At 68.3% G+C, this 23185-nt stretch carries 33 protein-coding genes; all 33 read right to left on the bottom strand.

Going from position 1 to position 23185, the window contains the following annotated elements; genetic code table 11:
- Positions 1–28: 28 nt before the first annotated feature.
- The 33 genes from rplO to JOE35_RS15065 all read right to left on the bottom strand — a co-directional run bounded on the left by rplO (position 29) and on the right by JOE35_RS15065 (position 23181).
- The gene (gene rplO, locus JOE35_RS14905; RefSeq protein WP_209561706.1) at positions 29–655 is read right to left on the bottom strand and encodes a 50S ribosomal protein L15; all 627 of its coding nucleotides are present in this window, start codon (positions 653–655) and stop codon (positions 29–31) included.
- Positions 655–840, bottom strand: a complete 186-nt coding sequence (gene rpmD / locus JOE35_RS14910) for a 50S ribosomal protein L30 (RefSeq protein ID WP_123547699.1) — start codon at positions 838–840, stop codon at positions 655–657. The genes rplO and rpmD overlap by 1 nt, the downstream gene beginning before the upstream one ends.
- A complete protein-coding gene (rpsE, locus tag JOE35_RS14915; protein ID WP_307803109.1) occupies positions 840–1607 on the bottom strand; it encodes a 30S ribosomal protein S5 in 768 nt (255 codons plus the stop codon). Before rpsE ends, rpmD begins: the two co-directional genes overlap by 1 nt.
- Entirely contained in the window at positions 1604–1975 is a 372-nt protein-coding gene (gene rplR / locus JOE35_RS14920) for a 50S ribosomal protein L18 (RefSeq protein WP_123355181.1), read from the bottom strand. The genes rpsE and rplR overlap by 4 nt, the downstream gene beginning before the upstream one ends.
- A gap of 2 nt (positions 1976–1977) precedes the next feature.
- A complete protein-coding gene (rplF, locus tag JOE35_RS14925) occupies positions 1978–2514 on the bottom strand; it encodes a 50S ribosomal protein L6 (RefSeq protein ID WP_123547697.1) in 537 nt (178 codons plus the stop codon).
- A gap of 6 nt (positions 2515–2520) precedes the next feature.
- Positions 2521–2919 (bottom strand): 30S ribosomal protein S8, encoded by a 399-nt coding sequence (gene rpsH / locus JOE35_RS14930; RefSeq protein ID WP_123547696.1) that lies wholly within the window; start codon positions 2917–2919, stop codon positions 2521–2523.
- Positions 2920–3060: 141 nt separating this feature from the next.
- A complete protein-coding gene (gene rplE, locus JOE35_RS14935; RefSeq protein ID WP_123547695.1) occupies positions 3061–3648 on the bottom strand; it encodes a 50S ribosomal protein L5 in 588 nt (195 codons plus the stop codon).
- Positions 3648–4007, bottom strand: a complete 360-nt coding sequence (gene rplX, locus JOE35_RS14940) for a 50S ribosomal protein L24 (protein ID WP_133738230.1) — start codon at positions 4005–4007, stop codon at positions 3648–3650. The genes rplE and rplX overlap by 1 nt, the downstream gene beginning before the upstream one ends.
- Before the next feature lie 3 nt (positions 4008–4010).
- Positions 4011–4379: a 50S ribosomal protein L14 gene (gene rplN / locus JOE35_RS14945; RefSeq protein ID WP_043593350.1), complete on the bottom strand. Its 369-nt coding sequence runs from the start codon at positions 4377–4379 to the stop codon at positions 4011–4013.
- Positions 4380–4413: 34 nt separating this feature from the next.
- Entirely contained in the window at positions 4414–4710 is a 297-nt protein-coding gene (rpsQ, locus tag JOE35_RS14950; protein ID WP_133738229.1) for a 30S ribosomal protein S17, read from the bottom strand.
- A complete protein-coding gene (gene rpmC, locus JOE35_RS14955; RefSeq protein WP_123547692.1) occupies positions 4710–5042 on the bottom strand; it encodes a 50S ribosomal protein L29 in 333 nt (110 codons plus the stop codon). Before rpmC ends, rpsQ begins: the two co-directional genes overlap by 1 nt.
- Positions 5042–5461: a 50S ribosomal protein L16 gene (rplP, locus tag JOE35_RS14960; protein WP_056259714.1), complete on the bottom strand. Its 420-nt coding sequence runs from the start codon at positions 5459–5461 to the stop codon at positions 5042–5044. The genes rpmC and rplP overlap by 1 nt, the downstream gene beginning before the upstream one ends.
- Positions 5462–5463: 2 nt before the next feature.
- Positions 5464–6243, bottom strand: coding sequence for a 30S ribosomal protein S3 (gene rpsC, locus JOE35_RS14965; RefSeq protein ID WP_123547691.1), 780 nt, complete (start codon positions 6241–6243; stop codon positions 5464–5466).
- Positions 6243–6635 carry a 50S ribosomal protein L22 gene (gene rplV, locus JOE35_RS14970; RefSeq protein ID WP_123547690.1) on the bottom strand — a complete coding sequence of 131 codons (393 nt, stop codon included), beginning with the start codon at positions 6633–6635 and terminating at the stop codon, positions 6243–6245. The genes rpsC and rplV overlap by 1 nt, the downstream gene beginning before the upstream one ends.
- A gap of 24 nt (positions 6636–6659) precedes the next feature.
- Positions 6660–6941 (bottom strand): 30S ribosomal protein S19, encoded by a 282-nt coding sequence (gene rpsS, locus JOE35_RS14975; RefSeq protein ID WP_123547689.1) that lies wholly within the window; start codon positions 6939–6941, stop codon positions 6660–6662.
- A gap of 12 nt (positions 6942–6953) precedes the next feature.
- Complete coding sequence (gene rplB / locus JOE35_RS14980; RefSeq protein ID WP_209561707.1) at positions 6954–7793, bottom strand: 50S ribosomal protein L2; 840 nt, start codon at positions 7791–7793, stop codon at positions 6954–6956.
- A 19-nt stretch (positions 7794–7812) separates the two neighbouring features.
- A complete protein-coding gene (gene rplW, locus JOE35_RS14985) occupies positions 7813–8112 on the bottom strand; it encodes a 50S ribosomal protein L23 (protein WP_123547687.1) in 300 nt (99 codons plus the stop codon).
- Positions 8109–8771: a 50S ribosomal protein L4 gene (rplD, locus tag JOE35_RS14990; protein ID WP_209561708.1), complete on the bottom strand. Its 663-nt coding sequence runs from the start codon at positions 8769–8771 to the stop codon at positions 8109–8111. Before rplD ends, rplW begins: the two co-directional genes overlap by 4 nt.
- A 3-nt stretch (positions 8772–8774) precedes the next feature.
- Positions 8775–9425, bottom strand: coding sequence for a 50S ribosomal protein L3 (gene rplC / locus JOE35_RS14995; protein ID WP_191330343.1), 651 nt, complete (start codon positions 9423–9425; stop codon positions 8775–8777).
- Positions 9426–9442: 17 nt separating this feature from the next.
- A complete protein-coding gene (gene rpsJ, locus JOE35_RS15000) occupies positions 9443–9751 on the bottom strand; it encodes a 30S ribosomal protein S10 (protein WP_043593369.1) in 309 nt (102 codons plus the stop codon).
- 441 nt (positions 9752–10192) lie between these two features.
- Entirely contained in the window at positions 10193–11023 is an 831-nt protein-coding gene (locus tag JOE35_RS15005; protein ID WP_209561709.1) for a DarT ssDNA thymidine ADP-ribosyltransferase family protein, read from the bottom strand.
- 115 nt (positions 11024–11138) lie between these two features.
- Entirely contained in the window at positions 11139–12113 is a 975-nt protein-coding gene (locus tag JOE35_RS15010; protein ID WP_209561710.1) for a DNA topoisomerase IB, read from the bottom strand.
- A 111-nt stretch (positions 12114–12224) separates the two neighbouring features.
- The gene (locus tag JOE35_RS15015) at positions 12225–12437 is read right to left on the bottom strand and encodes an Rv0909 family putative TA system antitoxin (RefSeq protein ID WP_209561711.1); all 213 of its coding nucleotides are present in this window, start codon (positions 12435–12437) and stop codon (positions 12225–12227) included.
- Between the two features lie 173 nt (positions 12438–12610).
- On the bottom strand, positions 12611–13804 hold the full coding sequence (gene tuf / locus JOE35_RS15020) for an elongation factor Tu (protein WP_209561712.1): 1194 nt from the start codon (positions 13802–13804) through the stop codon (positions 12611–12613).
- 126 nt (positions 13805–13930) lie between these two features.
- Entirely contained in the window at positions 13931–16045 is a 2115-nt protein-coding gene (gene fusA / locus JOE35_RS15025) for an elongation factor G (RefSeq protein ID WP_209561713.1), read from the bottom strand.
- An 84-nt stretch (positions 16046–16129) separates the two neighbouring features.
- Positions 16130–16600, bottom strand: a complete 471-nt coding sequence (gene rpsG, locus JOE35_RS15030; RefSeq protein WP_123547680.1) for a 30S ribosomal protein S7 — start codon at positions 16598–16600, stop codon at positions 16130–16132.
- A complete protein-coding gene (gene rpsL, locus JOE35_RS15035; RefSeq protein ID WP_043593380.1) occupies positions 16600–16974 on the bottom strand; it encodes a 30S ribosomal protein S12 in 375 nt (124 codons plus the stop codon). The genes rpsG and rpsL overlap by 1 nt, the downstream gene beginning before the upstream one ends.
- A 334-nt stretch (positions 16975–17308) precedes the next feature.
- Entirely contained in the window at positions 17309–17863 is a 555-nt protein-coding gene (locus tag JOE35_RS15040; RefSeq protein ID WP_209561714.1) for a DUF6121 family protein, read from the bottom strand.
- A 155-nt stretch (positions 17864–18018) separates the two neighbouring features.
- Positions 18019–18804, bottom strand: coding sequence for a hypothetical protein (locus JOE35_RS15045; RefSeq protein ID WP_209561715.1), 786 nt, complete (start codon positions 18802–18804; stop codon positions 18019–18021).
- 4 nt (positions 18805–18808) lie between these two features.
- Complete coding sequence (locus tag JOE35_RS15050; RefSeq protein WP_209561716.1) at positions 18809–19471, bottom strand: hypothetical protein; 663 nt, start codon at positions 19469–19471, stop codon at positions 18809–18811.
- Positions 19468–20517 carry a type IV pilus assembly protein PilM gene (gene pilM, locus JOE35_RS15055; protein ID WP_209561717.1) on the bottom strand — a complete coding sequence of 350 codons (1050 nt, stop codon included), beginning with the start codon at positions 20515–20517 and terminating at the stop codon, positions 19468–19470. Before pilM ends, JOE35_RS15050 begins: the two co-directional genes overlap by 4 nt.
- Positions 20518–20548: 31 nt before the next feature.
- On the bottom strand, positions 20549–21394 hold the full coding sequence (locus tag JOE35_RS15060) for an A24 family peptidase (RefSeq protein WP_209561718.1): 846 nt from the start codon (positions 21392–21394) through the stop codon (positions 20549–20551).
- A complete protein-coding gene (locus JOE35_RS15065) occupies positions 21394–23181 on the bottom strand; it encodes a hypothetical protein (protein ID WP_209561719.1) in 1788 nt (595 codons plus the stop codon). The genes JOE35_RS15060 and JOE35_RS15065 overlap by 1 nt, the downstream gene beginning before the upstream one ends.
- Positions 23182–23185: the final 4 nt, after the last annotated feature.

The raw sequence follows: 23185 nt of genomic DNA on the forward strand, positions 1-23185 counted from the left end.
GGCCCTGACGGACCACCCCCTCAGGGCATTACTTGGTGACGGATCCGCCCGCGGCGACGATCTTCTCTTCGGCAGAGCCGGAGACCTTGTCGACCGCGACGGTCAGCGCGACGCTGAGGTCGCCCTGTCCGAGGACCTTGACCTTCTCGTTCTTGCGGACGGCGCCCTTGGCGACCAGGTCGCCGATGGTGACCTCGCCTCCCTGGGGGTAGAGCTCGCCGAGCTTCTCGAGGTTCACGACCTGGTACTCGACGCGGAACGGGTTCTTGAACCCGCGCAGCTTCGGAGTACGCATGTGCAGCGGCATCTGGCCGCCCTCGAAGCCGACCTTGACCTGGTACCGGGCCTTCTGGCCCTTGGTGCCACGTCCGGCCGTCTTGCCCTTCGAGCCCTCACCGCGTCCGACGCGGGTCTTCGCCTTCTTGGCACCGGGAGCCGGGCGGAGGTGGTGCACCTTGAGCACCTGCGGACGCGCGACGTCCGACGAGGCGGCCGGGGCCGACTTCGTGGTGGACGTCGTGGACGCGGCGGCCTTGTCGGCAGCCGGCTTCTTGGCGGCGGCCTTGGGGGCTGCAGCCTTGGTGGACGTCGCCTTGGGGGCGGCGGCCTTCTTGGGAGCGGCCTTGGCGGCCGGCTCCTTCTTCTCGTCAGCCATTAGTCAATCTCCTCGACCTTCACGAGGTGAGCGACCACGTTGACGTAGCCACGGTTCTGCTTGGTGTCCTCGCGCACGACCGAGTGGCCGATGCGCTTGAGGCCCAGGCTCCGCAGCGTGTCACGCTGGTTCTGCTTCTCGCTGATTACGGACTTGATCTGGGTCACCTTGAGGTTGGCGGCCATCAGGCACCTGCCTTCTCGGTCGCGGCGGTGCGCGCTGCGTCCTCTGCACGCTGCAGGAACGCCGGCATCACCTGGTCGATGTCGAGGCCACGACGGGCCGCGACGGCACGAGGCTCCTCGAGGAGCTTCAGCGCGGTGACGGTCGCGTGCACGATGTTGATCGTGTTGGACGAGCCGAGCGACTTGCTGAGCACGTCGTGGATCCCGGCGCACTCGAGCACGGCGCGGACGGGACCGCCGGCGATGACACCGGTACCGGCCGAGGCCGGACGCAGCATGACGACGCCGGCAGCAGCCTCACCCTGCACGGGGTGCGGGATGGTGTTGCCGATGCGGGGGACGCGGAAGAAGTTCTTCTTCGCCTCCTCGACGCCCTTGCTGATGGCGGTGGGGACCTCTCGGGCCTTGCCGTAGCCGACGCCGACGAGTCCGTTGCCGTCGCCGACGACGACGAGCGCCGTGAAGCTGAAGCGACGACCGCCCTTGACGACCTTCGACACGCGGTTGATGGTGACGACGCGCTCCAGGAACTGGCTCTTGTCGTCACGGTCGCCACGGCCACGGCCGCCGGCGTTGCGGTCTCCGCGACCCTGTCCGCCGCGACGGTCGGTGCGACCGCCCTCGCGGTTGTTGGACTCCGAGCCGGCAGCCGTCTCGACGGGGCGCTCGACGACGGCCTCGGCGGGAGCCTTGGCGGCCTCCGTCGTGGCCGCGGCCGGAGCCTCGGCCGGGGCCTCGGGGGGAGTGGTGTTCGTAGCGTCGCTCACAGGTTCAAACCAGCCTCTCGGGCGCCTTCGGCGATGGCCGCGACGCGTCCGGCGTACTTGTTGCCGCCGCGATCGAACACGACGGCCTCGATGCCCGCGGCCTTCGCACGCTCGGCGACGAGCGCACCGACCTTGCGGGACTTCGCGGTCTTGTCACCGTCGAAGGTGCGCATGTCGGCCTCGAGGGTCGACGCGCTGGCGACGGTGAAGCCCTTGCTGTCGTCGACGACCTGCACGAAGACGTGACGGGCCGAGCGGGTGACGACGAGACGGGGGCGCTCTTCGGTGCCCACGACCTTCTTGCGCAGGCGGGTGTGACGGCGCTTGGTGGCTGCCGACTTGGACTTTCCTCGTGTACCGAGACCCATGATTACTTACCTGACTTTCCGGCCTTGCGGCGGACGACCTCGCCGGCGTAGCGGACACCCTTGCCCTTGTAGGGCTCGGGCTTGCGCAGCTTGCGGATGTTGGCGGCGACTTCGCCGACGGCCTGCTTGTCGATGCCGACGACCGTGAGCTTGTTGTTGCCCTCGACCGTGAAGCTGATGCCCGCGGGCGGCTCGACGGTGATGGGGTGCGAGTAGCCGAGCGCGAACTCGACGTTCGAGCCCTTGGCCTGCACGCGGTAACCGGTGCCGACGACCTCGAGGCCCTTGGTGTAGCCCTGGGTCACGCCGATGATCTGGTTGGCGATCAGGGTACGGGTCAGGCCGTGCAGCGCACGCGACTCACGCTCGTCGTCGGGACGCGTCACGACGACGGTGCCCTCTTCGAGCTTGGCTTCGATGGGGCTCTTGACGACGAGCGCGAGCTCGCCCTTCGGGCCCTTGACCGAGACGGCCTGGCCGTCGATCTTCACGTCGACCCCGGCAGGGATCGAGATGGGGAGTCTTCCGATTCGAGACATGGCGGGTTACCACACGTAGGCGAGGACTTCTCCGCCTACGCCCTTCTTCTCGGCCTCACGGTCGGTCAGCAGACCGGAGGAGGTGGACAGGATCGCCACGCCGAGGCCACCGAAGACCTGAGGGATCTCGGTCGACTTCGCGTACACCCGGAGACCGGGCTTGGAGACGCGCTTGATGCCCACGATGGAGCGCTGGCGGTCGGGGCCGTACTTCAGGTCGATCGTGAGGGTCTGGCCCACGCGGGCGTCCTCGACCTTCCACGACTCGATGAAGCCCTCGCGCTTGAGGATCTCAGCGATGTGGGACTTGAGCTTGCTGCTGGGGAGCGAGACGGTCTCGTGGTGAGCCGAGTTCGCGTTGCGCAGTCTGGTCAGCAGGTCTGCGACCGGATCTGTCATCGTCATGCGGTTGATCTCTTCCTCATCCGGTTTCGACATCCGGTACACCGGGTGCCGACCTCGATGATCGGGCGGCCACGGAGCGATTCTCCGTGACCTCAGGGGAACGGTCGGCAACTCCGATGAGGAGTTGCCGACCGGACGATCTTAGTTGGCCTGGTCGGCCGTGCGGAACGGGAAGCCGAGAGCCTTGAGCAGAGCCCGGCCCTCGTCGTCGTTCCGAGCCGTGGTCACGACGGTGATGTCGAAGCCACGGACACGGTCGATGCGGTCCTGGTCGATCTCGTGGAACATGCTCTGCTCGTTGAGGCCGAACGTGTAGTTGCCGTTGCCGTCGAACTGACGGTCGCTGAGCCCGCGGAAGTCGCGGATGCGGGGCAGGGCGAGCGACAGCAGGCGGTCCAGGAACTCCCAGGCACGGTCGCCGCGCAGCGTGACGTGCGCGCCGATGGCCTGGCCCTCACGCAGCTTGAACTGCGCGATGGACTTGCGGGCCTTGGTGACCTGGGGCTTCTGACCCGTGATGGCGGTCAGGTCCTTGATGGCGCCGTCCATGATCTTGCTGTCGCGAGCTGCCTCGCCGACACCGGTGTTCACGACGATCTTGACCAGGCCGGGGACCTGGTGGACGTTCGTGAAGCCGAAGTCGCTCTTCAGCTGGGGCAGGATCTCGGCGCGGTACTTCGCCTTGAGGCGGGGCAGCGCGGCCGGCGTGCTCGTGGTGGTGTCAGTCATCAGAGGTTCTCTCCCGACGCCTTGGCGTAGCGGACGCGGACGGTCTTGGTGACGCCGTTCTTCGTGACCGTCTCTTCGCGGAAGCCGACGCGGGTCGGCTTCTTGGTCTTGGGGTCGACGATCGCGACGTTCGACACGTGGAGCGGAGCCTCGTGCGTCTCGATGCCACCGGTCTTGGTGCCGCGCTGCGTCTGGCCGACGCGCACGTGCTTCGTGACGAGGTTGACGCCCTCGACGACCACGCGGTTGCGCTCGACGAGGACCTCGAGGACCTTGCCCTGCTTGCCGCGGTCGCCGCCGCGGGCCTGGGTCGCCCCGGTGATGACCTGAACGAGGTCACCCTTCTTGATGTTTGCCATGACTTAGATAACCTCCGGCGCCAGCGAGATGATCTTCATGAACTTCTTGTCGCGAAGCTCGCGACCGACCGGTCCGAAGATACGCGTGCCACGGGGGTCGCCATCGGCCTTCAGGATCACTGCGGCGTTCTCGTCGAACTTGATGTAAGAGCCGTCCGGACGACGGACCTCTTTCTTGGTGCGAACGATGACTGCCTTGACGACGTCACCCTTCTTGACGTTGCCGCCGGGGATCGCGTCCTTGACGGTCGCGACGATGACGTCACCGAGTCCGGCGTAACGACGGCCGGAGCCACCGAGGACGCGGATGGTGAGGATCTCCTTCGCGCCGGTGTTGTCGGCGATCTTGAGGCGGGATTCCTGCTGAATCACTTCTGTCTCCTTCTACGCGAGCAGACCGCGAGGCCTACTTCGCCCTCTCGAGGATCTCGACCAGGCGCCAGCGCTTGGTGGCGCTGAGCGGACGGGTCTCGCTGATCACGACGAGGTCGCCGACGCCGGCCGCGTTGGCCTCGTCGTGGACCTTCACCTTGGAGGTGCGGCGGATGACCTTGCCGTACAGGGGGTGCTTCACGCGGTCCTCGACCTCGACGACGATGGTCTTGTCCATCTTGTCGCTGGTCACGTAGCCGCGACGGGTCTTGCGGTAGCCGCGGACCTCGACGGCTGCCGAGTCGACCTCGGTCTTGTTCTCGGTGGCCATTACTTCTCCTCGGCAGTCTCGACGGTGTCGGCGGCGGGCGCCTCGTCGGCGGCGGCAGCCTTCTTGGTCGACTTCTTGGTCGCCTTGGGGGCGGCCTCGACCGGGGCGGGGGTGGCACGGATGCCGAGCTCGCGCTCACGCAGGACCGTGTAGATGCGAGCGATGTCGCGCTTCACGGCACGCACGCGGCCGTGGTTCTCGAGCTGACCGGTGGCCGACTGGAAGCGCAGGTTGAACAGCTCCTCCTTGGCCTTCTTCAGCTCGTCGACGAGACGCTCGTCTTCAAAAGTGTCGAGCTCGACAGGACGGAGCTCCTTGGAACCGATCGCCATTATGCGTCGCCCTCCTCGCGCTTGATGATGCGTGCCTTGAGGGGCAGCTTGTGGATTGCACGAGTGAGCGCCTCCTTGGCGATCTCCTCGCTGACGCCGCTGAGCTCGAAGAGCACGCGACCCGGCTTGACGTTGGCGACCCACCACTCGGGCGAGCCCTTTCCGGAACCCATTCGGGTCTCGGCGGGCTTCTTCGTGAGGGGACGGTCGGGGTAGATGTTGATCCAGACCTTGCCGCCACGCTTGATGTGACGCGTCATGGCGATACGAGCGGACTCGATCTGACGGTTGGTCACGTAGGCGGGCGTGAGTGCCTGGATGCCGTACTCACCGAAGCTGACCTTGGTGCCACCAGTGGCCTGGCCGGTACGGCCGGGGTGGTGCTGCTTGCGGTGCTTGACACGACGGGGGATAAGCATGGTTACGCCTCAGCTCCTGTGGTGGCGGGTGCCTTCTGCTCGCGGGGGGCGCGGTCGCTGCCCCCGCGACGTGCACCGTCACGGTCGTTGCGGCGCTCGGGGCGAGACGACTTCTGGTTCGCCTGCTCGCGCGCGAGCTCCTTGTTGGTGATGTCGCCCTTGTAGATCCAGACCTTGACACCGATGCGACCGAAGGTGGTCTTGGCCTCGTAGAAGCCGTAGTCGATGTTGGCGCGGAGGGTGTGCAGGGGCACGCGGCCCTCGCGGTAGAACTCCGAGCGGCTCATCTCGGCGCCGCCGAGGCGACCCGAGACCTGGATCCGGACGCCCTTGGCGCCGGCGCGCTGGGCGCCCTGGAGGCCCTTGCGCATCGCACGACGGAACGCCACACGAGCAGCGAGCTGCTCGGCGATGCCCTGTGCGACGAGCTGAGCCTCGGCCTCGGGGTTCTTGACCTCGAGGATGTTCAGCTGGATCTGCTTGCTCGTGAGCTTCTCGAGGTCGCCGCGGATGCGCTCGGCCTCGGCGCCGCGACGCCCGATCACGATGCCCGGACGGGCCGTGTGGATGTCGACGCGGACGCGGTCACGGGTGCGCTCGATCTCGATCTTGGCCACGCCGGCGCGGTCGAGCGAGGTCTTGAGCAGCGTGCGGATCTTGATGTCCTCGGCGACGTAGTCGCTGTAGCGCTGACCGGCCTTGGTGCTGTCGGTGAACCACCGCGACACGTGGTCGGTGGTGATGCCCAGACGGAAGCCGTACGGGTTGACTTTCTGGCCCATTACTTGCTCGCCTTCTTCGTAGCAGCGGCAGCCTCGACCTCATCCGGCGTCGCGAGGACGATCGTGATGTGGCTGGTGCGCTTCAGGATCTGGAAGGCACGGCCCTGGGCACGCGGCTGGAACCGCTTGAGGGTCGCACCCTGGTCGACGAATGCACGGCTCACGTAGAGGTCCTGCTCGTCGAGGTAGCTGTTGTCCTTGTCCGCCTTGACCCGAGCGTTGGCCATGGCCGACGCGACGAGCTTGTAGACGGGCTCGCTGGCGCCCTGGGGCGCGAACTTCAGGATGGCCAGGGCCTCGAGGGCCTGCTTGCCGCGGATCAGGTTGACGACGCGACGGGCCTTCATGGGGGTGACGCGGATGTGACGCACGCGTGCGATCGACTCCACCATTTCTCTCCTCCTTACGTCGCCGCGTTAGCGGCGACGACCCTTCTTGTCGTCCTTCACGTGGCCGCGGAAGGTGCGGGTGGGCGCGAACTCGCCGAGCTTGTGGCCGATCATGCTCTCGGTCACGAACACGGGGATGTGCTTGCGCCCGTCGTGCACGGCGATGGTGTGTCCCAGCATGTTGGGGACGATCATCGATCGGCGCGACCAGGTCTTGATGACGTTCTTGGTGTTGGCCTCGTTCTGCGTGACGACCTTGCGAAGCAGGTGGTCATCGACGAAGGGGCCCTTCTTAAGACTGCGTGGCATCTTCTACAACTCCTACTTACGCTTCTTGCCAGCGTTACGACGGCGGACGATGAGCTTGTCGCTCTCCTTGTTGGGGTGGCGAGTGCGGCCTTCTTTCTGGCCCCACGGGCTGACCGGGTGGCGTCCACCGGAGGTCTTGCCCTCACCACCACCGTGCGGGTGGTCGACGGGGTTCATGGCGACACCACGCACGGTCGGGCGGACGCCCTTCCAGCGCATGCGGCCGGCCTTGCCCCAGTTGATGTTCGACTGCTCGGCGTTGCCGACCTCGCCGATGGTGGCGCGGCAGCGGGCGTCGACGTTGCGGACCTCGCCCGACGGCAGGCGGAGCTGCGCGTAGGGGCCGTCCTTGGCGACGAGACGCACCGAGGCACCGGCCGAGCGGGCCATCTTCGCGCCGCCGCCGGGCTTCAGCTCGATCGCGTGGATGATGGTACCCACCGGGATGTTCTTGAGCGGCAGGTTGTTGCCGGGCTTGATGTCGGCGCCGGGACCCGACTCGACGACGTCGCCCTGCGACAGCTTGTTCGGCGCGATGATGTAGCGCTTCGAGCCGTCGACGAAGTGCAGCAGTGCGATGCGCGCCGTGCGGTTGGGGTCGTACTCGATGTGAGCGACCTTGGCGTTGACGCCGTCCTTGTCGTTCCGACGGAAGTCGATCACGCGGTACTGGCGCTTGTGGCCACCACCGATGTGACGCGTCGTGATGCGACCGGCGTTGTTGCGTCCACCGCTCTTGGAGAGCGGACGGAGCAGCGACTTCTCGGGCGTCGAACGCGTGATCTCCGCGAAGTCGGCGACGGACGAACCGCGGCGACCAGGAGTCGTGGGCTTGTACTTACGAATAGCCATTTTGTTTTCCCTCCGAGCCCTAGCCGACAGCCGTGAAGATGTCGATGGAGCCCGACTTGAGCGTCACGATGGCGCGCTTGGTGTCCTTGCGCTTGCCGGTGCCGAAACGGGTGCGACGGGTCTTGCCGACGCGGTTCAGCGTGTTGATGCTGTCGACCTTGACGTCGAAGATCTTCTCGATGGCGAGCTTGATCTCGGTCTTGTTCGACCGCGGGTCGACGATGAAGGTGTACTTGCCCTGATCGATCAGGGAGTAGCTCTTCTCGGAGACGACGGGCGCGATGATGACGTCGCGGGGGTCCTTGCCGTAGCCGCTCATGCGGAGGCCTCCTTCTTGGTCTTCGAGGCGACGAAGCCGTCGAAGGCGCTCTTCGTGAAGACGATGTCGTCGCTGACGAGGACGTCGTAGGCGTTGAGCTGGTCGAACGTGATCACGTGGACCGTGGGCACGTTGTTGACGCTCTTGCGGGTCAGCGCGTCGTCGCGGTCGATGACGACGAGGACGTGCTTGCTCGACGAGATGGTCGACAGGAGCTCGAGGGCGACCTTGGTCGACACCGTGTCGGCGACGAAGCTCTCGACGACGTGGACGCGGGCGCCGCGGGCACGGTCAGACAGAGCGCCGAGCAGAGCAGCGGCGATCATCTTCTTCGGGGTGCGCTGCGAGTAGTCACGCGGCTGCGGACCGTGGACGATGCCACCGCCGGTCATCTGAGGAGCACGGATCGAGCCCTGACGAGCGCGGCCGGTGCCCTTCTGCTTGAAGGGCTTGCGGCCGGCACCGGAGACCTCGCCGCGACGCTTGGTCTTGTGCGTGCCCTGACGAGCGGCAGCCTGCTGGGCGACGACGACCTGGTGGATGAGCGGCACGTTCGTGACGACGTCGAAGATCTCGCCGGGCAGCTCGACCGTGCTGGTCTTCACGCCCTTGGCGTCGAGGACGTCCACCGAGGTGGCCGTTGCGTTGATGGTGGCCATGAGCTACTTCCCCTTCACGGCGGTGCGGACGAAGACGATGCGGCCACGAGCACCGGGAACGGCGCCCTTGACGAGCAGCAGACCCTTCTCGGCGTCGACGGCGTGCACCGTGAGGTTGAGGATGGTGACGCGGTCGCCACCCATGCGACCGGCCATGCGCATGCCCTTGAAGACACGGCTGGGGGTCGACGAAGCACCGATCGAGCCGGGCTTGCGGTGGTTGCGGTGCGCACCGTGCGAGGCGCTGACGCCCTTGAAGTTGTGACGCTTCATGACACCGGCGAAGCCCTTGCCCTTGGAGGTGCCGACGACGTCGACCTTCTGGCCGGCCTCGAAGGTGGCGGCCGTGAGCTCCTGGCCGAGTGCGTACTCGGCGGCGTCGGCGGTGCGGACCTCGGTGAGGTGGCGGCGGGGAGTGACGCCCGCGGCGTCGAAGTGGCCCGTGGCGGGCTTGTTCGACTTGCGGGGGTCGATGGGGCCGGCCGCGATCTGGACGGCGCTGTAGCCGTCCTTCTCGAGCGAGCGGATCTGGGTCACGACGTTGGGAGCGATCTCCACGACGGTGACGGGGACGAGCTTGTTGTTCTCGTCCCAGACCTGGGTCATGCCGAGCTTCTTGCCCAGGAGGCCCTTGACGTTCTTGGTGCTGCTGATGGTCATGGTCGCCTCCCCTAGAGCTTGATCTCGATGTTGACGTCGGCCGGGAGGTCGAGGCGCATGAGCGAGTCGACGGCCTTCGGCGTCGGGTCGACGATGTCGATGAGGCGCTTGTGCGTGCGCTTCTCGAAGTGCTCGCGCGAGTCCTTGTACTTGTGGGGCGAACGGATCACGACGACCACGTTCTTCTCGGTCGGCAGCGGCACGGGGCCGACCACCGTGGCGCCCGCGCGGGTGACCGTGTCGACGATCTTTCGCGCGGAGGTGTCGATGACCTCGTGGTCGTACGACTTCAGCCGGATGCGGATCTTCTGTCCCGCCATGTGTGACTCTCTCTCGTTCGGACGTCGCGCACCTCGGGGGCCGCCTGACGCTGTTCGCTGGGCGAACATCTGGCTCTACACGATCTCCGAGGGCTGTCGCCCTCGCGTACCGCTGTTCTGGTGTCAAGCCATCTCGGGAACGATGCGGGCGGCCGCCCGACGGGATTCCGCGCGAGAGGACCTCGGGGAGGTCATCATCGTGTCCACCGTCGCGCAGAGCTCGGCCCTGGCGGTGTTCCTGTGTGAGATGTGTCCTGCTACCCGCGGCCCAGACGTCTTGCGTCTGTGCACTGCCTGGCAGTGATCCGGCACTCGCACGTGGCGAGCTCGGAATGTTGAACTAGACGATTTTGCCACACCCGAGCACATGCTGCAACCCGGGCGTGTCGCGGATGTCCTCCGCGCTGTCGAGGGGGCCCGTCAGGCCCCCTGCGGCGTGCGTCAGGCCGTCTCGGCGGGGCGAAACCACGGCGGGTAGACGGCCACGCGAGGCGCGGCGCCGCCAGCTTCGACGAGCAGCTGCTTGACCCGGTCGCGCATCTTGTCGTGCGGGACGCCGATCAGCATCACCGACTCGAGCGGGACGGCGTGCGGCACGAGCACCTCCGGCTCGAGCAGGTCGGGGTCGGCCAGCGAGAAGCGACGCACCATCGAGGAGGCGGCGTCGACGCCGGCCGCCGAGCGGACCCCCTGCACCGCGGCGTCGCGTTCGGTGACGACGAAGTCGTCCTCGAGGGCGGTCACGGGCACGACGAGCATGACGAAGTCGGTGGCCTTGGCGCCGCGGGCGGCGTCCGACCACTCGTAGCCCTCCGCCCCGGAGCGCAGCACGTCCCACGCGGAGGCGTGCGGCGAGAGCGAGAAGGGCACGTGAGCCGCGACGGGGGCGCCGGAGGCGGTCGTCACGGAGGCGCGCAGGGCCCGCGTCGCCTCGGAGCTCACGTCGAGCACGGGAGCCGCCTCGGCGGCGGGGACGAGCTCGCCGGCGGCGAACAGGGCCGGCAGGTTGCTCACGTGGGTCCAGTGGTAGACGCGCTGGGCCTCGAAGGCGGGTGCGACGCGGGCAGCGGACTGCGCCGCGACGGCGACGGCCGCAGAGTCACGCGCGAGCGCCGGCGTGCTGCGCAGCGACTCGGGCTTGCGCGACGGCGCGCGGCGCTTCGTGACCAGGGTCCGAGCCTGCCCGTCGGCGTCGAGCAGGGGCTCCCGCTTGCGCGGCGCGCAGATGTCGCACAGCTCTCGCTCGAAACCGTGGATGCACTCGTCAGTCACTGCAGTTGGTCCTCTCGAGCGCCCGACTCGAACGGACGCAACCCTCTACGGTACGTCATGGGGCCACCCGCTCGCGACCGCCTGCGGGACGACCACGCGCCTCCTCGGCTGCGGGTCAGCGGAAGAGCAGCGACCGCACCTCGGTCTCCGCCGACCCCAGGCGGGCAGGATCGATCGTCTCGCCGTGCAGGTAGGCGTCGACGAGGCGCGGGTCGACGTACGAGGAGCGGGCGACGGACGGGGTGTTGCCGAGGACGTCGGCGGCGTCGCGCATGGCCTGGGCGACGGCTCCCTTCCTCTTGCCGACGCCGGCCTGCGGGCCCGTCCGCGCGAGGCTCACCGCGGCGGCGACCGTGCCGTGCAGGGTGCGGAAGTCCTTCGCCGTGAAGTCGTCGCCCGCGCGGAGCTTCACGTACTCGTTGATCTCGGAGGCGTGCAGCGGCCGCCAGGGAGATCCCGCCTCGGGACGCCAGGCGAGCAGCCGCGCCCGGCCGCCGCGTTGCTTGCAGCTGCGCACCACCGTGGCCAGGTCGGCGTCGCGGATCTCGCTGTCCCAGTCCTGGCCGCTCTTGCCGGGGAAGGCGAGCGACACCACGTCGCCGGACACCTTCGCGTGCGCGCACAGCAGCGTGCTGAGGCCGTGGCTGCCGTGCTGCTCCGCGTAGCGCTCCGACCCCACCCGCAGTGAGCCCGTGTCGAGCATCCGGAAGGCGGCGGCGAGGGTCCGCTCCCGCACCGGTTCGTCGAGGCGGAGGTCGAGGGTCACGAGACGACGCGCCGCAGGCAGGGACTCGGCCAGGGCGAGGGCCCGGTCGAACTTCAGGCGGTCCTTCTGCTCACGCCAGGTCGGGTGGTAGATGTACTGGCGACGCCCTGCACCGTCGACGCCCGTGGCCTGGATGTGGCCGTTGGCGTAGGGAGCGATCCAGACGTCGGTCCAGGCGGGCGGGATGCCGAGGTGATCGCACCGCTCGCGGAGCTCAGGGTCGGTGACCGTGACGCCGTCGGCGTCCCGGTACGAGAAGCCCGCTCCGCTGCGGACGCGGGTGAGGCCCGGCGAGCTCGAGTTGGTCCTGCGGAGGCGCGGCATCAGTCGATCGAACCACCGCGACCGGGCAGGTGGTCGCACAGGGCAGGTGATCGGGCCGGGCACGAGCGACGCCCCGCCCCTGAGGGGGCGGGGCGTCGGGGAGGACCGGGGCTACTGGTCGCCGACCTTCTTGTCGGCCTGCTCCTTCGCCTGGGCGATCTTGTCGCTGTACTTGCCGCCGGTGGCCTTGTCGGCGGCGCCGGCGACGGCGTCGAGGATGCTGTCGCTGATCCCCTCGGCCTTCTCGCTCTTGAGGGCGTCCTGGACCTTGCCGTCCTTCAGGAACTCCTGGGCCTTCTTGGTGATGTCGTCGAAGCCTGCCATGGTGCGCCTCCTCTGGGCCGGCGTCTCCGGCTCGGGACCACTCTGCCTCGAACTGGCGATCGGCGCACCCCCTCTCGCGACCGCCGGACACGACGAGAGGGGCCGAGCCCTTCCGGGCCCGACCCCTCTCGGGTGTTCAGGTGGTGCTGGTGCTGGTGTGGCTAGAGCTGGTGCTACTTGATGATCTTGACGACCGTGCCGGCACCGACCGTGCGGCCACCCTCACGGATGGCGAAGCGCAGGCCCTCTTCCATGGCGATGGGCTGGATCAGCTGAACGGTGATCTCAGTCGTGTCGCCGGGCATGACCATCTCGGTGCCCTCGGGCAGCGTGATGACACCCGTGACGTCGGTGGTGCGGAAGTAGAACTGCGGGCGGTAGTTCGCGTAGAACGGGTTGTGACGGCCGCCCTCGTCCTTCGAGAGGATGTAGACGTTCGCCTCGAACTCGGTGTGGGGCGTGATCGAGCCGGGCTTGACCACGACCTGGCCGCGCTCGACGTCCTCGCGCTTGGTGCCACGGAGGAGGAGTCCGACGTTCTCACCGGCGCGCGCGTCGTCGAGGGTCTTGCGGAACATCTCGATGGCGGTGACGGTCGTCTTGGACGACTTCTCCTTGATGCCGACGATCTCGACCTCGTCGTTCGGCTTCAGGATGCCGCGCTCGACACGACCGGTGATGACGGTTCCACGACCGGTGATCGTGAAGACGTCCTCGACGGGCATGAGGAAGGGCTGGTCCGTGGCACGGACGGGCTCGGGGACGTTCTCGTCGACCTGGTCCATCAGGTCGGCGACCGTGGCGGCCCACTTCTCGTCGCCCTCAAGGGCCTTGAGAGCGGAGACCTGCACGACGGGGGCGTTGTCGCCGTCGAAGTCCTGGCTGGAGAGGAGCTCGCGCACCTCGATCTCGACGAGCTCGAGGATCTCCTCGTCGTCGACCATGTCGGACTTGTTCAGGGCCACGACGATGTAGGGCACGCCGACCTGGCGGGCGAGCAGGACGTGCTCACGCGTCTGGGGCATCGGGCCGTCGGTGGCGGCGACCACGAGGATCGCGCCGTCCATCTGAGCCGCGCCGGTGATCATGTTCTTGATGTAGTCGGCGTGACCGGGAGCGTCGACGTGAGCGTAGTGACGCTTCTCCGTCTGGTACTCGACGTGCGAGATGTTGATCGTGATGCCGCGCTGCTTCTCTTCGGGCGCGTTGTCGATCTGGTCGAAGGCCGACGCCTCGTTGAGGGTCGGGTACTTGTCGTGCAGGACCTTGGTGATCGCCGCGGTGAGCGTGGTCTTGCCGTGGTCGACGTGACCGATGGTTCCGATGTTGACGTGCGGCTTGGTCCGCTCGAACTTGGCCTTAGCCACTGTGGGTCCTCCTCAGGACTCGGTTGCAGTGGGGCCGGGGGCCGGGTCGATGACCCGGCCTACCGGACACTGCGGATTGGTGTGTGTACATGTTACGCGGTCGAGGAACGGCCGCGAGATTCGGGACTATTCGCCCTTGTTCTTCTGGATGATCTCCTCGGCGACCGCCGAGGGGACTTCCTGGTACGACTCGAACGTCATCGAGTAGACGGCACGACCCGAGGTCTTCGACCGCAGGTCGCCGACGTAGCCGAACATCTCCGACAGCGGCACGCTGGCCCGAACGACCTTCACACCACTGGCGTCTTCCATCGACGAGATCTGCCCGCGTCGCGAGCTGAGGTCGCCGATGACGTCGCCCATGTACTCCTCGGGCGTACGCACCTCGACCGCCATGAGCGGCTCGAGGAGAACGGGCTGGGCCTTGCGAGCCGCCTCTTTGTAGGCGATCGACCCAGCGATCTTGAAGGCCATCTCCGACGAGTCGACGTCGTGCGCCGCACCGTCGAGGAGCAGTGCCCGGACGCCCACGGTCGGGTAGCCCGCGAGGACTCCGACCTGCATGGCGTCCTGGATGCCGGCGTCGACCGAGGGGATGTACTCCCGCGGGACGCGGCCACCGGTGACCTTGTTGACGAACTCGTAGGTCGACTCGGCCGTGACCTCGTAGGGCTCCAGGGCGATCTGGATCTTGGCGAACTGACCCGACCCACCGGTCTGCTTCTTGTGGGTGTAGTCGTAGCGCTCGATGCCCTTCTTGAGCGTCTCGCGGTAGGCCACCTGGGGCTTGCCGACGTTCGCCTCGACGTTGAACTCGCGCTTCATGCGGTCGACGAGGATGTCGAGGTGGAGCTCGCCCATGCCCTTGATGACCGTCTGGCCGGTCTCGACGTTGAGCTCGACGCGGAACGTCGGGTCCTCCTCGGCGAGCTTCTGGATGGCCAGCGAGAGCTTCTCCTGGTCGGCCTTCGTCTTGGGCTCGATGGCGACCTCGATGACGGGCTCGGGGAACGTCATCGACTCGAGCACGATCTGCTCGGACGGGTCGCACAGCGTGTCACCGGTGGTGGTGAACTTCAGGCCGATGACCGCGTAGATGTGGCCGGCGGTGACGCTGTCGACCGGGTTCTCCTTGTTGGAGTGCATCTGGAAGATCTTGCCGATGCGCTCCTTCTTGTCCTTGGTCGAGTTGATGACCTGGGCACCCGACTCGATCGAGCCGGAGTACACGCGGACGTAGGTGAGGCGACCGAAGAAGGGGTGCACCGCGACCTTGAAGGCGAGGGCCGAGAACGGCTCCGTCGACTCGGGCTTGCGGATGATGACCTTCTCGGCGTCGCGGACGTCGTGGCCCTCCATGGGAGGCACGTCGAGCGGCGAGGGGAGGTAGTCGATGACCGCGTCGAGCATCGGCTGGACGCCGCGGTTCTTGAAGGCGGAGCCACAGAAGATCGGGTACAGCTCGCTGTTGACCGTCATCTTGCGGACGGCGCCCTTGATCTCGGCGATCGTCAGTTCTTCGCCGCCGAAGTACTTCTCGAGCAGCACGTCGTCCGACTCGGCGACCGTCTCGAGGAGCTTGGCGCGGTACTCCGCGGCCTTCTCCTTGAGGTCGTCCGGGATCTCCTCGATCTCGTACTTCGCACCCAGCTCGACGTCTCCCTTGGAGTCGCCGCGCCACGTCAGCGCACGCATCTCGACCAGGTCGACGACGCCCTCGAACGAGGACTCCGAACCGATCGGGAGCTGCATGACGAGGGGCTTGGCGCCCAGGCGGTTGATGATCGTGTCGACCGTGAAGTAGAAGTCGGCGCCGAGCTTGTCCATCTTGTTGACGAAGCAGATGCGGGGCACGTCGTACTTGTCGGCCTGACGCCAGACGGTCTCTGACTGGGGCTCGACGCCCTCCTTGCCGTCGAACACGGCGACCGCGCCGTCGAGCACGCGGAGCGAACGCTCGACCTCGACCGTGAAGTCGACGTGGCCGGGGGTGTCGATGATGTTGATCTGGTTCTTGTTCCAGAAGCACGTCGTCGCAGCGGACGTGATGGTGATGCCGCGCTCCTGCTCCTGCGCCATCCAGTCCATCGTGGCCGCACCGTCGTGGACCTCACCGATCTTGTGGGTGATGCCGGTGTAGTACAGGATGCGCTCGGTCGTCGTCGTCTTGCCAGCATCGATGTGCGCCATGATGCCGATGTTGCGGACCTTGTTCAGGTCGGTGAGCACGTCCTGTGCCACAGGTTCCTCCGAAGGGGTAGGTGGGGAAAGCGGGAGCCGAGGAGGCGCGGTGCACGTCGTGCGCACACCGCGCCTCCGTGGCTGTTACCAGCGGTAGTGCGCGAAGGCCTTGTTCGCCTCGGCCATCTTGTGAGTGTCCTCACGGCGCTTGACAGCGGCGCCGAGGCCGTTGGAGGCGTCGAGGATCTCGTTCATGAGGCGCTCGGTCATCGTCTTCTCGCGACGAGCCTTGGCGTAGGTCGTGAGCCAGCGGAGCGCGAGCGTGTTCGCGCGGTGCGGCTTGACCTCGACGGGGACCTGGTAGGTCGAGCCGCCGACGCGGCGCGAACGCACCTCGAGGGTGGGGCGCACGTTGTCGAGCGCCTTCTTCAGCGTGACGACGGCATCCTGGTCGTTCTTGGCGGAGACGCCGGCGAGAGCACCGTAGACGATGCGCTCGGCGAGGCCCTTCTTGCCGTCGAGGAGGATCTTGTTGACGAGCTGGCTGACGATCGGCGCACCGTAGACCGGGTCGGCGACGACGGGGCGCTTGGGCGCGGGTCCTTTACGAGGCATTACTTCTTGTCCTTCTTCGCACCGTAGAGGCTACGAGCCTGCTTGCGGTTCTTCACGGCCTGGGTGTCGAGGGCGCCACGGACGATCTTGTAGCGCACGCCGGGGAGGTCTTTCACACGACCGCCGCGCACGAGCACCATCGAGTGCTCCTGCAGGTTGTGGCCCTCGCCGGGGATGTAGGCGGTGACCTCGGTGCCGTTGGAGAGCTTCACACGGGCGACCTTGCGGAGCGCGGAGTTCGGCTTCTTGGGGGTGGTGGTGTACACGCGGGTGCACACGCCACGCTGCTGGGGGTTGGACCGCAGGGCGGGGGCCTTGGTCTTGACGACCTTCGGCGTGCGTCCCTTGCGGACCAGCTGCTGGATGGTTGGCACTGGTTCTCCTTGGTTGCGCTCTGCTCTCGGCCGGTGCTGCGCCGTGCAGTGCTCTGCTCTGTCCGACCGGATGGTCGGCGTCCTCGTCTCGTCGGGACCTGGCCCAGATGAGGCCCTGCCCCGCCCGGCGACCGCTGCGTGACGAACACGCTGAGCAGCTGGGGGACGGTGTGACCCTGCCCGTACCGGGTCGTCGACCGTGGTACGAGCGGGATTTTCGGGCGCGCGATGAAGCGCACACCGATAGAGCATAGCTTCGGCCAGGGGGTTAATCAAATGTCTCCGGGCCGGGGCCGGACGCCCACGGCGAACGGCCGGGCGCCTCCTCGGCCCGTCAGCGGGCGGGCTCGGCCCGCGAGACCAGCAGCGTGCCGAGCACGACCAGCGCCGCGCAGACGACCGCGCCGAGCACGAAGGGCGAGAGCGCGTAGCGGGCGGCGAAGAGCACCAGCCAGACGGCCTCGCCGCGCACCACCGCGTAGCCGACGCTCCCGACGAGCAGCATCACCACCCAGACGGCGGCGGCCGCGGAGACGACGGCGGGCCAGGGGCTCGGAGGCGCGGGTCGGGGACCGGGGACGCCGCCGCCCTCGTCTCCGGGGCGCGGACCCCGACGGGCCGGGCGGGCGTCGGGCAGGGGCTGGGCGGGGAAGGTGCCGCGCACCTCCGGCGCTCCCCCCTCGCGGGCGTCCGCGAGCGCCGCGGAGCGCATCAGGGCGAGGAGGACGACGATCAGGGCGGCACCGCCCATGGCCGGGCCGAGGAAGGGGCCGGCGTCGGCCTCGGTGATGACGTCACGGTCGAGCAGCAGGCTCTCGAAGCCGGCCGTCGCCACGAGCAGGGCGCCGAAGAGGACGCTCGCCATCAGGGCGTAGACGGCACGGGTCATGAGCAGAGGCTACGCCGCGGGGTGGATCCTGAGGCGCCGATCGCCTCCCCCCGCGTCAGCTGTGCGGGCGACTTCGTCGTCGACGGGCGTGCGCGTCAGCCCGTCGACGACGAACCCGCCCGCCTGCCAGAGCACAGGAGGCGCGGGTCAGCTGGTCAGCGACCGCTGGCGGTCGTGTCCGTGCCCGCGTCGGTGCCCTCGGCCTGCGTCGGCGCCGTCGTGGTGGCGTCGCCGTCGGCGGGGGCGGTGTCGCCGTCCTGCATGACGAAGACGAGTCCGCCGACCGTCCAGGTCTGCGCGCCCGCGGCCGCGGCCGCGCTGTCGGCGCCCTCGGCAGACTCGGTGCTCGAGATCGTGGTCACGAGGAACAGACGCGAGCCCTTCTGCAGGCGGTCGACGAAGTCGAGTGCCTGGTCGTACGAGCCCTGGATGTCGACCGTGACCGCGATGGTGGAGAAGTTGGCCGCGGTGACGGCGGGGTCGGTGAAGGTGGTGGGCGCGGTCGGCCCGGCCGCCGCTGCCGGGGCGGCAGCGTCAGCATCGGCGCCCTCCGTCGTCGCCGCGTCGGCCACGGGAGCGGCAGCCGACGCGGGCATCTCGTACGAGACGGCGTCAGCGGTGGTGAACGACGTGACCGGCACACCGGCAGCGTCGGCCATCTCGTCGAGCTGACGGATCAGCTCGGGCATGTCGGCAGCGTCCGGCACGGAGGCACGACGCGCGTCGCGATCGGCGGTCAGGGTCGAGAGCTGGTCGTTCTCGGCGACGAGCTGCGCGAGCGTGGCCCTGAGGCCCTCGTTCTGCGTCTCGATCGAGGTGCGCTGGTCGGCCGCGGCGGACGCTGCGGAGAGCTGGGGCTGCACGCCGAGCAGGAAGCCCAGCGCGAGCACGGCCACGCCGGTCAGCGCGGCGACGATCATCTTGAGGCGGTTGCGGTCCACGAGGTCACTCGCCTTCCTTCGGAGCGAAGCGGTTCGAGAACGCGCGCTGGTCGATGTGCATGACGACGGTCGCCGCGTAGACGCCCTCCTCGAGGGCCACCGTCCCGGGGGTCGCGTCGGTGTACCCCGGCAGGGTGGTCAGGCCGTCCAGCCAGTCGGGGACGCTCGGGAGCGTCTCGCTCTGTGCCGTGAAGGTGACCGTGCCGATGCGGGTCCCCTGGAGGGGCGTCTCCGACTGCGTGTAGTCCGCGATCGGCGAGGCCTGGTCGATCGTGATCGTCGAGATGGTCACGCCGGCCGGGAGGGTCGCCTGGATCTGCGCCAGGTACGACGGCCAGGCGATCTCGGTGGCGCCCGCGACGGCCTGGGCGGCCGTGAGCAACGTGATGTCCGTCTTGGTGTCGCGCACCTCGGTGTACTTGCCCTGCTCGAGCAGCAGCTGCTGCGTGTCGGACTGGGCGACCAGCAGCTCGTCCTGCGCCTCCATGGAGCGCAGCGTGGCACCGCCGACCGCGATGCCGGCGACGGCGGCGACGCCGACGACGCCCATCCACGCCCGGCGGACGGCGACGCCGCTGCGGCGCTCCGCCCGGACCTCGGGGGGCAGCAGGTCGACGCGGGGCAGGCCCCCGACGACCGCCGTGGCGGTCTTCTTCGTGCGGCTCATGCGGCGCTCCCCAGTGCGAGCCCGAGGGCCACGGTCATGTCGGAGGCGCGCCCGCGGAGGGCCGCCTCGTCGACGTTCTTGCCGAACGCGACGGTGGCGAACGGATCGGCGACGACCACGGGCAGGCGCGTCACCTCGGACAGGGCGTCGGGGAGACCCGGCAGCAGGGCGCCGCCCCCGGCGAGGACGATCTGCGAGATCGTCTCGGTCGAGCGGGTGTTGACGAAGTACTGGACGGTGTTGCGGAAGCTGCCGAGCAGCTCGTTGACCGACTCGAAGATCGCGGCCGACGAGGCCTGCTCCTCGGCGTTGGTGATCACGGTGCTGAGGCCTCGTTCGCGCTTGACGGCCACCGCCTCCTCGACCGAGATGCCCCGCTTGGCCATGATCGCCTGCGTGACGTCGTCGCCGCCCGAGGGGATGATGCGGACGAACTGGGGCACGCCGTCGGTCGCGACGATCACCGACGAGGTGCTGTGGCCGATCTCGATCAGGGCGACGGTGCCGGTGAGGCCGGGACGGTTGATCAGGAGGCGCGTGTTCGCGAACGGGATGAGGTCGACTCCCATGGTCGACAGCCCGGCGAGCTTGCTGGCGCGCACGTTGCCGAGGACGGCGTCCTTGACGGCGGCGATGAGCAGGCCGTTGAGCACGGGGCCGTTCTCGCCCTCGCTCTCCTTGTAGGGGTAGAAGTCGAGCAGCGCGTCGGCGACCGGCACCGGCAGCATGTCCTGCACCTGGAACGGCAGCGACTCGCGGATCCGCTCGCGCGACGCCTTCGCCACGGTCAGGTCACGGGCCAGCACGCGCTGGTTGCCCATGCCGAGCACGACGTTCTTGCTCTTGAAGCCGCCGGTGCTCCAGAGCTGCTTGAGGGCGCTGGCCACGGTCTGGGGCTCGAGCACTTCTCCGCGGCTGGCAGCGCCGTCGCTGAGGGCCATCTCGGAGAAGCGGACGACGGTGGGGCGCGGCTTGTCGACGTCGGCGACCTCGACCGCGCGGAGCGATCGGCTGCCGATGTCGATGCCGACGATGTTCTTCGTCATGGGGTGGTCTCTTTTCTGCGTGAGTTCGGGCTCACGCGAGGGTGAGGAGCTGGAGGTAGGAGGCGGCGACGATGCCGCCGACGAGCACGCCGGCCCAGGCGCCCGCGAGCATCCAGGGGCCGAAGGGGATGCCGCCGGTGCGCTGGGCACGACGGGTGGCGAGCAGGACGATCGAGAACAGGCCGCCGAGCAAGAAAGCGGCGAAGGCGCCGACGACGAGCTCGCCCCAGCCCAGCCAGCCGAGCCAGAGGCCCAGCACGCCGGCGAGCTTGACGTCGCCGAGGCCCATGGCCCCCGGCTTGACGAGGGCGAGGGCCAGGTAGAAGACGAACAGGGCGACCATGCCGACTACGCCGCGGAGCAGCGCGTCCCACTCCCCCGACAGGGCCGAGGAGGCGCCCAGCAGCACGAGGCCGACCGCGTACGACGGCAGCACGATCGCGTCGGGCAGCCGGTGGTGCTCGACGTCGATGATGGCGAGCGCGACGCTCGCGCCGGCCAGCCAGAGGAACGCGACGAGCTCGAGCAGCGCCGCGACGAGCGGGGCGGCCTCGGTCGGGACGTCGCCGAGCGGCCAGATGCGGGCCGCCACGACCACGAAGAACAGGCCCGTGGCGAGCTCGACGATCGGGTAGCGGGCCGAGATGGCCGTGCGGCAGCTGCGGCAGCGGCCGCGCAGGGCGAGCCAGCTGAGCACGGGCACGTTGTCCCTGGCCTTGATCGGCGTGTGGCAGCCGGGGCAGGCACTCGGCGGCGTCGAGATCGACATGCCGGCGGGCACGCGGTAGACGACCACGTTGAGGAACGAGCCGATCAGGATCCCGCCGAGGCCCGCGGCGAGCGCTGCGACCGACCAGGCGACGAAGGAGGCGGGCATCAGCTGGTCCTCCCCGCGGACGTGAACGCGGCCTTGACCTCGGTCGTCGTCGTGACGCCGTACTGGGTCGTGACGGGGCTGATGAACTTGGGCGGCGAGAGGTACTTGAGGCGGGCGTCGTAGACGTAGTTCTTGACGTAGCCGTTGCTGCCGCTGCTCACGACGCCGCGGAACCGCTGCGCGAGGGCCCCGTTCAGGTTGAGCGTGCCCCGGCGGCCCCCTCGGTCGAAGTTCTGCACGAGCAGGCTGTGGTCGACGGAGATGATCGCGGCGTCGACCCGGCGCACGCTCGTCGCGGAGCCGGGCAGCACGGGGGTCCAGGTGGTCGTCGGGTTGAAGATCGTTCCGCCGACCGTCTTCTTCATCGGGTTGTAGATCCAGGCCGTGCCGGCCGGGGAGAGCCCGAGGATGTCGGTGCTGGCGTTGTCGTACTTCACGTCGCCCGTGATGTACATGTAGTTCTTCGAGGCGACCGTCATCTTGCCCGAGAAGGTCCCCTCGACGAAGACGTCGCCGCCGCGGGCGTCGTAGGCGCAGGCGCCGTCGCCGGTGACGTCCTCGGCGGGTGCCGTCTCGCCCGAGCGCGGGTAGCCGACGCCGTTGGCGTCGCACTTGCCCGCGGGCACCTGTGCCGTCGACGTGTAGTTCTTGTTGCTCGTGGCGCCGGGGACGTCCTGGACGTAGATCAGGTTGTTGTCGAGCACGGGGACGGTCGCGCCGCCCGCCGACTTGAGGTCGGAGATCTTGCCGCACATGTCCGGGGTCTTGCCGTCGGTGTCGTTGTCGCCAGCGGTCTGGGTGAACTTCGTGAGGGGCGACTTGATGGTCATGAAGCCCGGCGTGGGTCCGAAGACGATCGAGGTGGGCCCCGTGTAGAGGCAGCCGGGCGAGAGGATCTCGGAGCCCAGGTCGTAGCGCGTCTCGCGCTTCTGGGTGAGGTTCGTGGCAGGCATGCCGATGGACGACCGGAAGGTGGGCTGGGTGTCGCTGCCGGGGAAGTCCTGGCCGGTGCACAGCACGTCGTTCGAGTTGCGCTTGATGTAGTTGACCCCGTCGCGCAGGCCCGTGTTCGAGGTCGTGACCGTCTTGAGGAACTTGGCGTCGCAGATGCGGATGGCGTCGTTGGAGTGCACGTCCCCGTCGAGCACGTCGCCGCTGCCGAACGCGAGCTCGCCGCAGTCGTTCGTCTTGACGCGTCCCTGCGCCACGTACTTGCGGCAGGTGGCCGGGCTCGTGCCGACCTGCTCCGGGTCCCTGTCCTCGTAGTCGGTGAAGTACAGGTAGTCGATGAAGCCCTTCTGGCGCACGTCGGCGACGACGGAGCGGGTGACGGCCCCGACCTTGCCGGTCGAGCGGATGCGCATGGTGCCCGACGCGAGGTACGCACTGCTGTCGACCTCGTAGCGGTACGAGGCCGTGCCGCCGCTGCTGGGCACCTCGGCCCACGACCCGGCGGCCGTGCCGAGCTGGAAGGCAGGGTTGGCCGTCGTCGGCGCCACGAGGCCGGGGCTGGCCGCGCTGAAGGGCGCGTCCTTGTTGCCGTAGCGGTAGTAGTTCGTGTCGTTCGAGAGCCGCGCCTGGTAGTCCTCGACGCCGGCGTAGGCGGCGGACAGGGCCCCGGCCCAGTCCTGGTCGGTGTCCGCCTTCTTCAGCCCGCCGACCGCGACGGTCAGGGCGGTCGCGGCCAGCACCATGATGAGCATGCCGAAGATCAGCACGACGGCCATGGCCATGCCACGGTCGGCATCGTCACGGCCGAGGCCGAGTCGTCTGCGGATGAGCTGCACGGTG

The sequence above is a fragment of the Frigoribacterium sp. PvP032 genome (assembly GCF_017833035.1).
Classification (GTDB): Bacteria; Actinomycetota; Actinomycetes; order Actinomycetales; family Microbacteriaceae; genus Frigoribacterium.

What these genes read in the sequence shown, in the direction of transcription:
- rplO (WP_209561706.1), bottom strand. Translation starts at nt 655, where the DNA reads ATGGCTGACGAGAAGAAGGAGCCGGCCGCCAAGGCCGCTCCCAAGAAG.
- rpmD (WP_123547699.1), bottom strand. Translation starts at nt 840, where the DNA reads ATGGCCGCCAACCTCAAGGTGACCCAGATCAAGTCCGTAATCAGCGAG.
- rplR (WP_123355181.1), bottom strand. Translation starts at nt 1,975, where the DNA reads ATGGGTCTCGGTACACGAGGAAAGTCCAAGTCGGCAGCCACCAAGCGC.
- rplF (WP_123547697.1), bottom strand. Translation starts at nt 2,514, where the DNA reads ATGTCTCGAATCGGAAGACTCCCCATCTCGATCCCTGCCGGGGTCGAC.
- rpsH (WP_123547696.1), bottom strand. Translation starts at nt 2,919, where the DNA reads ATGACGATGACAGATCCGGTCGCAGACCTGCTGACCAGACTGCGCAAC.
- rplE (WP_123547695.1), bottom strand. Translation starts at nt 3,648, where the DNA reads ATGACTGACACCACCACGAGCACGCCGGCCGCGCTGCCCCGCCTCAAG.
- rplX (WP_133738230.1), bottom strand. Translation starts at nt 4,007, where the DNA reads ATGGCAAACATCAAGAAGGGTGACCTCGTTCAGGTCATCACCGGGGCG.
- rpsQ (WP_133738229.1), bottom strand. Translation starts at nt 4,710, where the DNA reads ATGGCCACCGAGAACAAGACCGAGGTCGACTCGGCAGCCGTCGAGGTC.
- rpmC (WP_123547692.1), bottom strand. Translation starts at nt 5,042, where the DNA reads ATGGCGATCGGTTCCAAGGAGCTCCGTCCTGTCGAGCTCGACACTTTT.
- rplP (WP_056259714.1), bottom strand. Translation starts at nt 5,461, where the DNA reads ATGCTTATCCCCCGTCGTGTCAAGCACCGCAAGCAGCACCACCCCGGC.
- rpsC (WP_123547691.1), bottom strand. Translation starts at nt 6,243, where the DNA reads ATGGGCCAGAAAGTCAACCCGTACGGCTTCCGTCTGGGCATCACCACC.
- rplV (WP_123547690.1), bottom strand. Translation starts at nt 6,635, where the DNA reads ATGGTGGAGTCGATCGCACGCGTGCGTCACATCCGCGTCACCCCCATG.
- rpsS (WP_123547689.1), bottom strand. Translation starts at nt 6,941, where the DNA reads ATGCCACGCAGTCTTAAGAAGGGCCCCTTCGTCGATGACCACCTGCTT.
- rplB (WP_209561707.1), bottom strand. Translation starts at nt 7,793, where the DNA reads ATGGCTATTCGTAAGTACAAGCCCACGACTCCTGGTCGCCGCGGTTCG.
- rplW (WP_123547687.1), bottom strand. Translation starts at nt 8,112, where the DNA reads ATGAGCGGCTACGGCAAGGACCCCCGCGACGTCATCATCGCGCCCGTC.
- rplD (WP_209561708.1), bottom strand. Translation starts at nt 8,771, where the DNA reads ATGGCCACCATCAACGCAACGGCCACCTCGGTGGACGTCCTCGACGCC.
- rpsJ (WP_043593369.1), bottom strand. Translation starts at nt 9,751, where the DNA reads ATGGCGGGACAGAAGATCCGCATCCGGCTGAAGTCGTACGACCACGAG.
- JOE35_RS15010 (WP_209561710.1), bottom strand. Translation starts at nt 12,113, where the DNA reads ATGCCGCGCCTCCGCAGGACCAACTCGAGCTCGCCGGGCCTCACCCGC.
- JOE35_RS15015 (WP_209561711.1), bottom strand. Translation starts at nt 12,437, where the DNA reads ATGGCAGGCTTCGACGACATCACCAAGAAGGCCCAGGAGTTCCTGAAG.
- rpsG (WP_123547680.1), bottom strand. Translation starts at nt 16,600, where the DNA reads ATGCCTCGTAAAGGACCCGCGCCCAAGCGCCCCGTCGTCGCCGACCCG.
- JOE35_RS15040 (WP_209561714.1), bottom strand. Translation starts at nt 17,863, where the DNA reads ATGACCCGTGCCGTCTACGCCCTGATGGCGAGCGTCCTCTTCGGCGCC.
- JOE35_RS15050 (WP_209561716.1), bottom strand. Translation starts at nt 19,471, where the DNA reads ATGAGCCGCACGAAGAAGACCGCCACGGCGGTCGTCGGGGGCCTGCCC.
- pilM (WP_209561717.1), bottom strand. Translation starts at nt 20,517, where the DNA reads ATGACGAAGAACATCGTCGGCATCGACATCGGCAGCCGATCGCTCCGC.
- JOE35_RS15060 (WP_209561718.1), bottom strand. Translation starts at nt 21,394, where the DNA reads ATGCCCGCCTCCTTCGTCGCCTGGTCGGTCGCAGCGCTCGCCGCGGGC.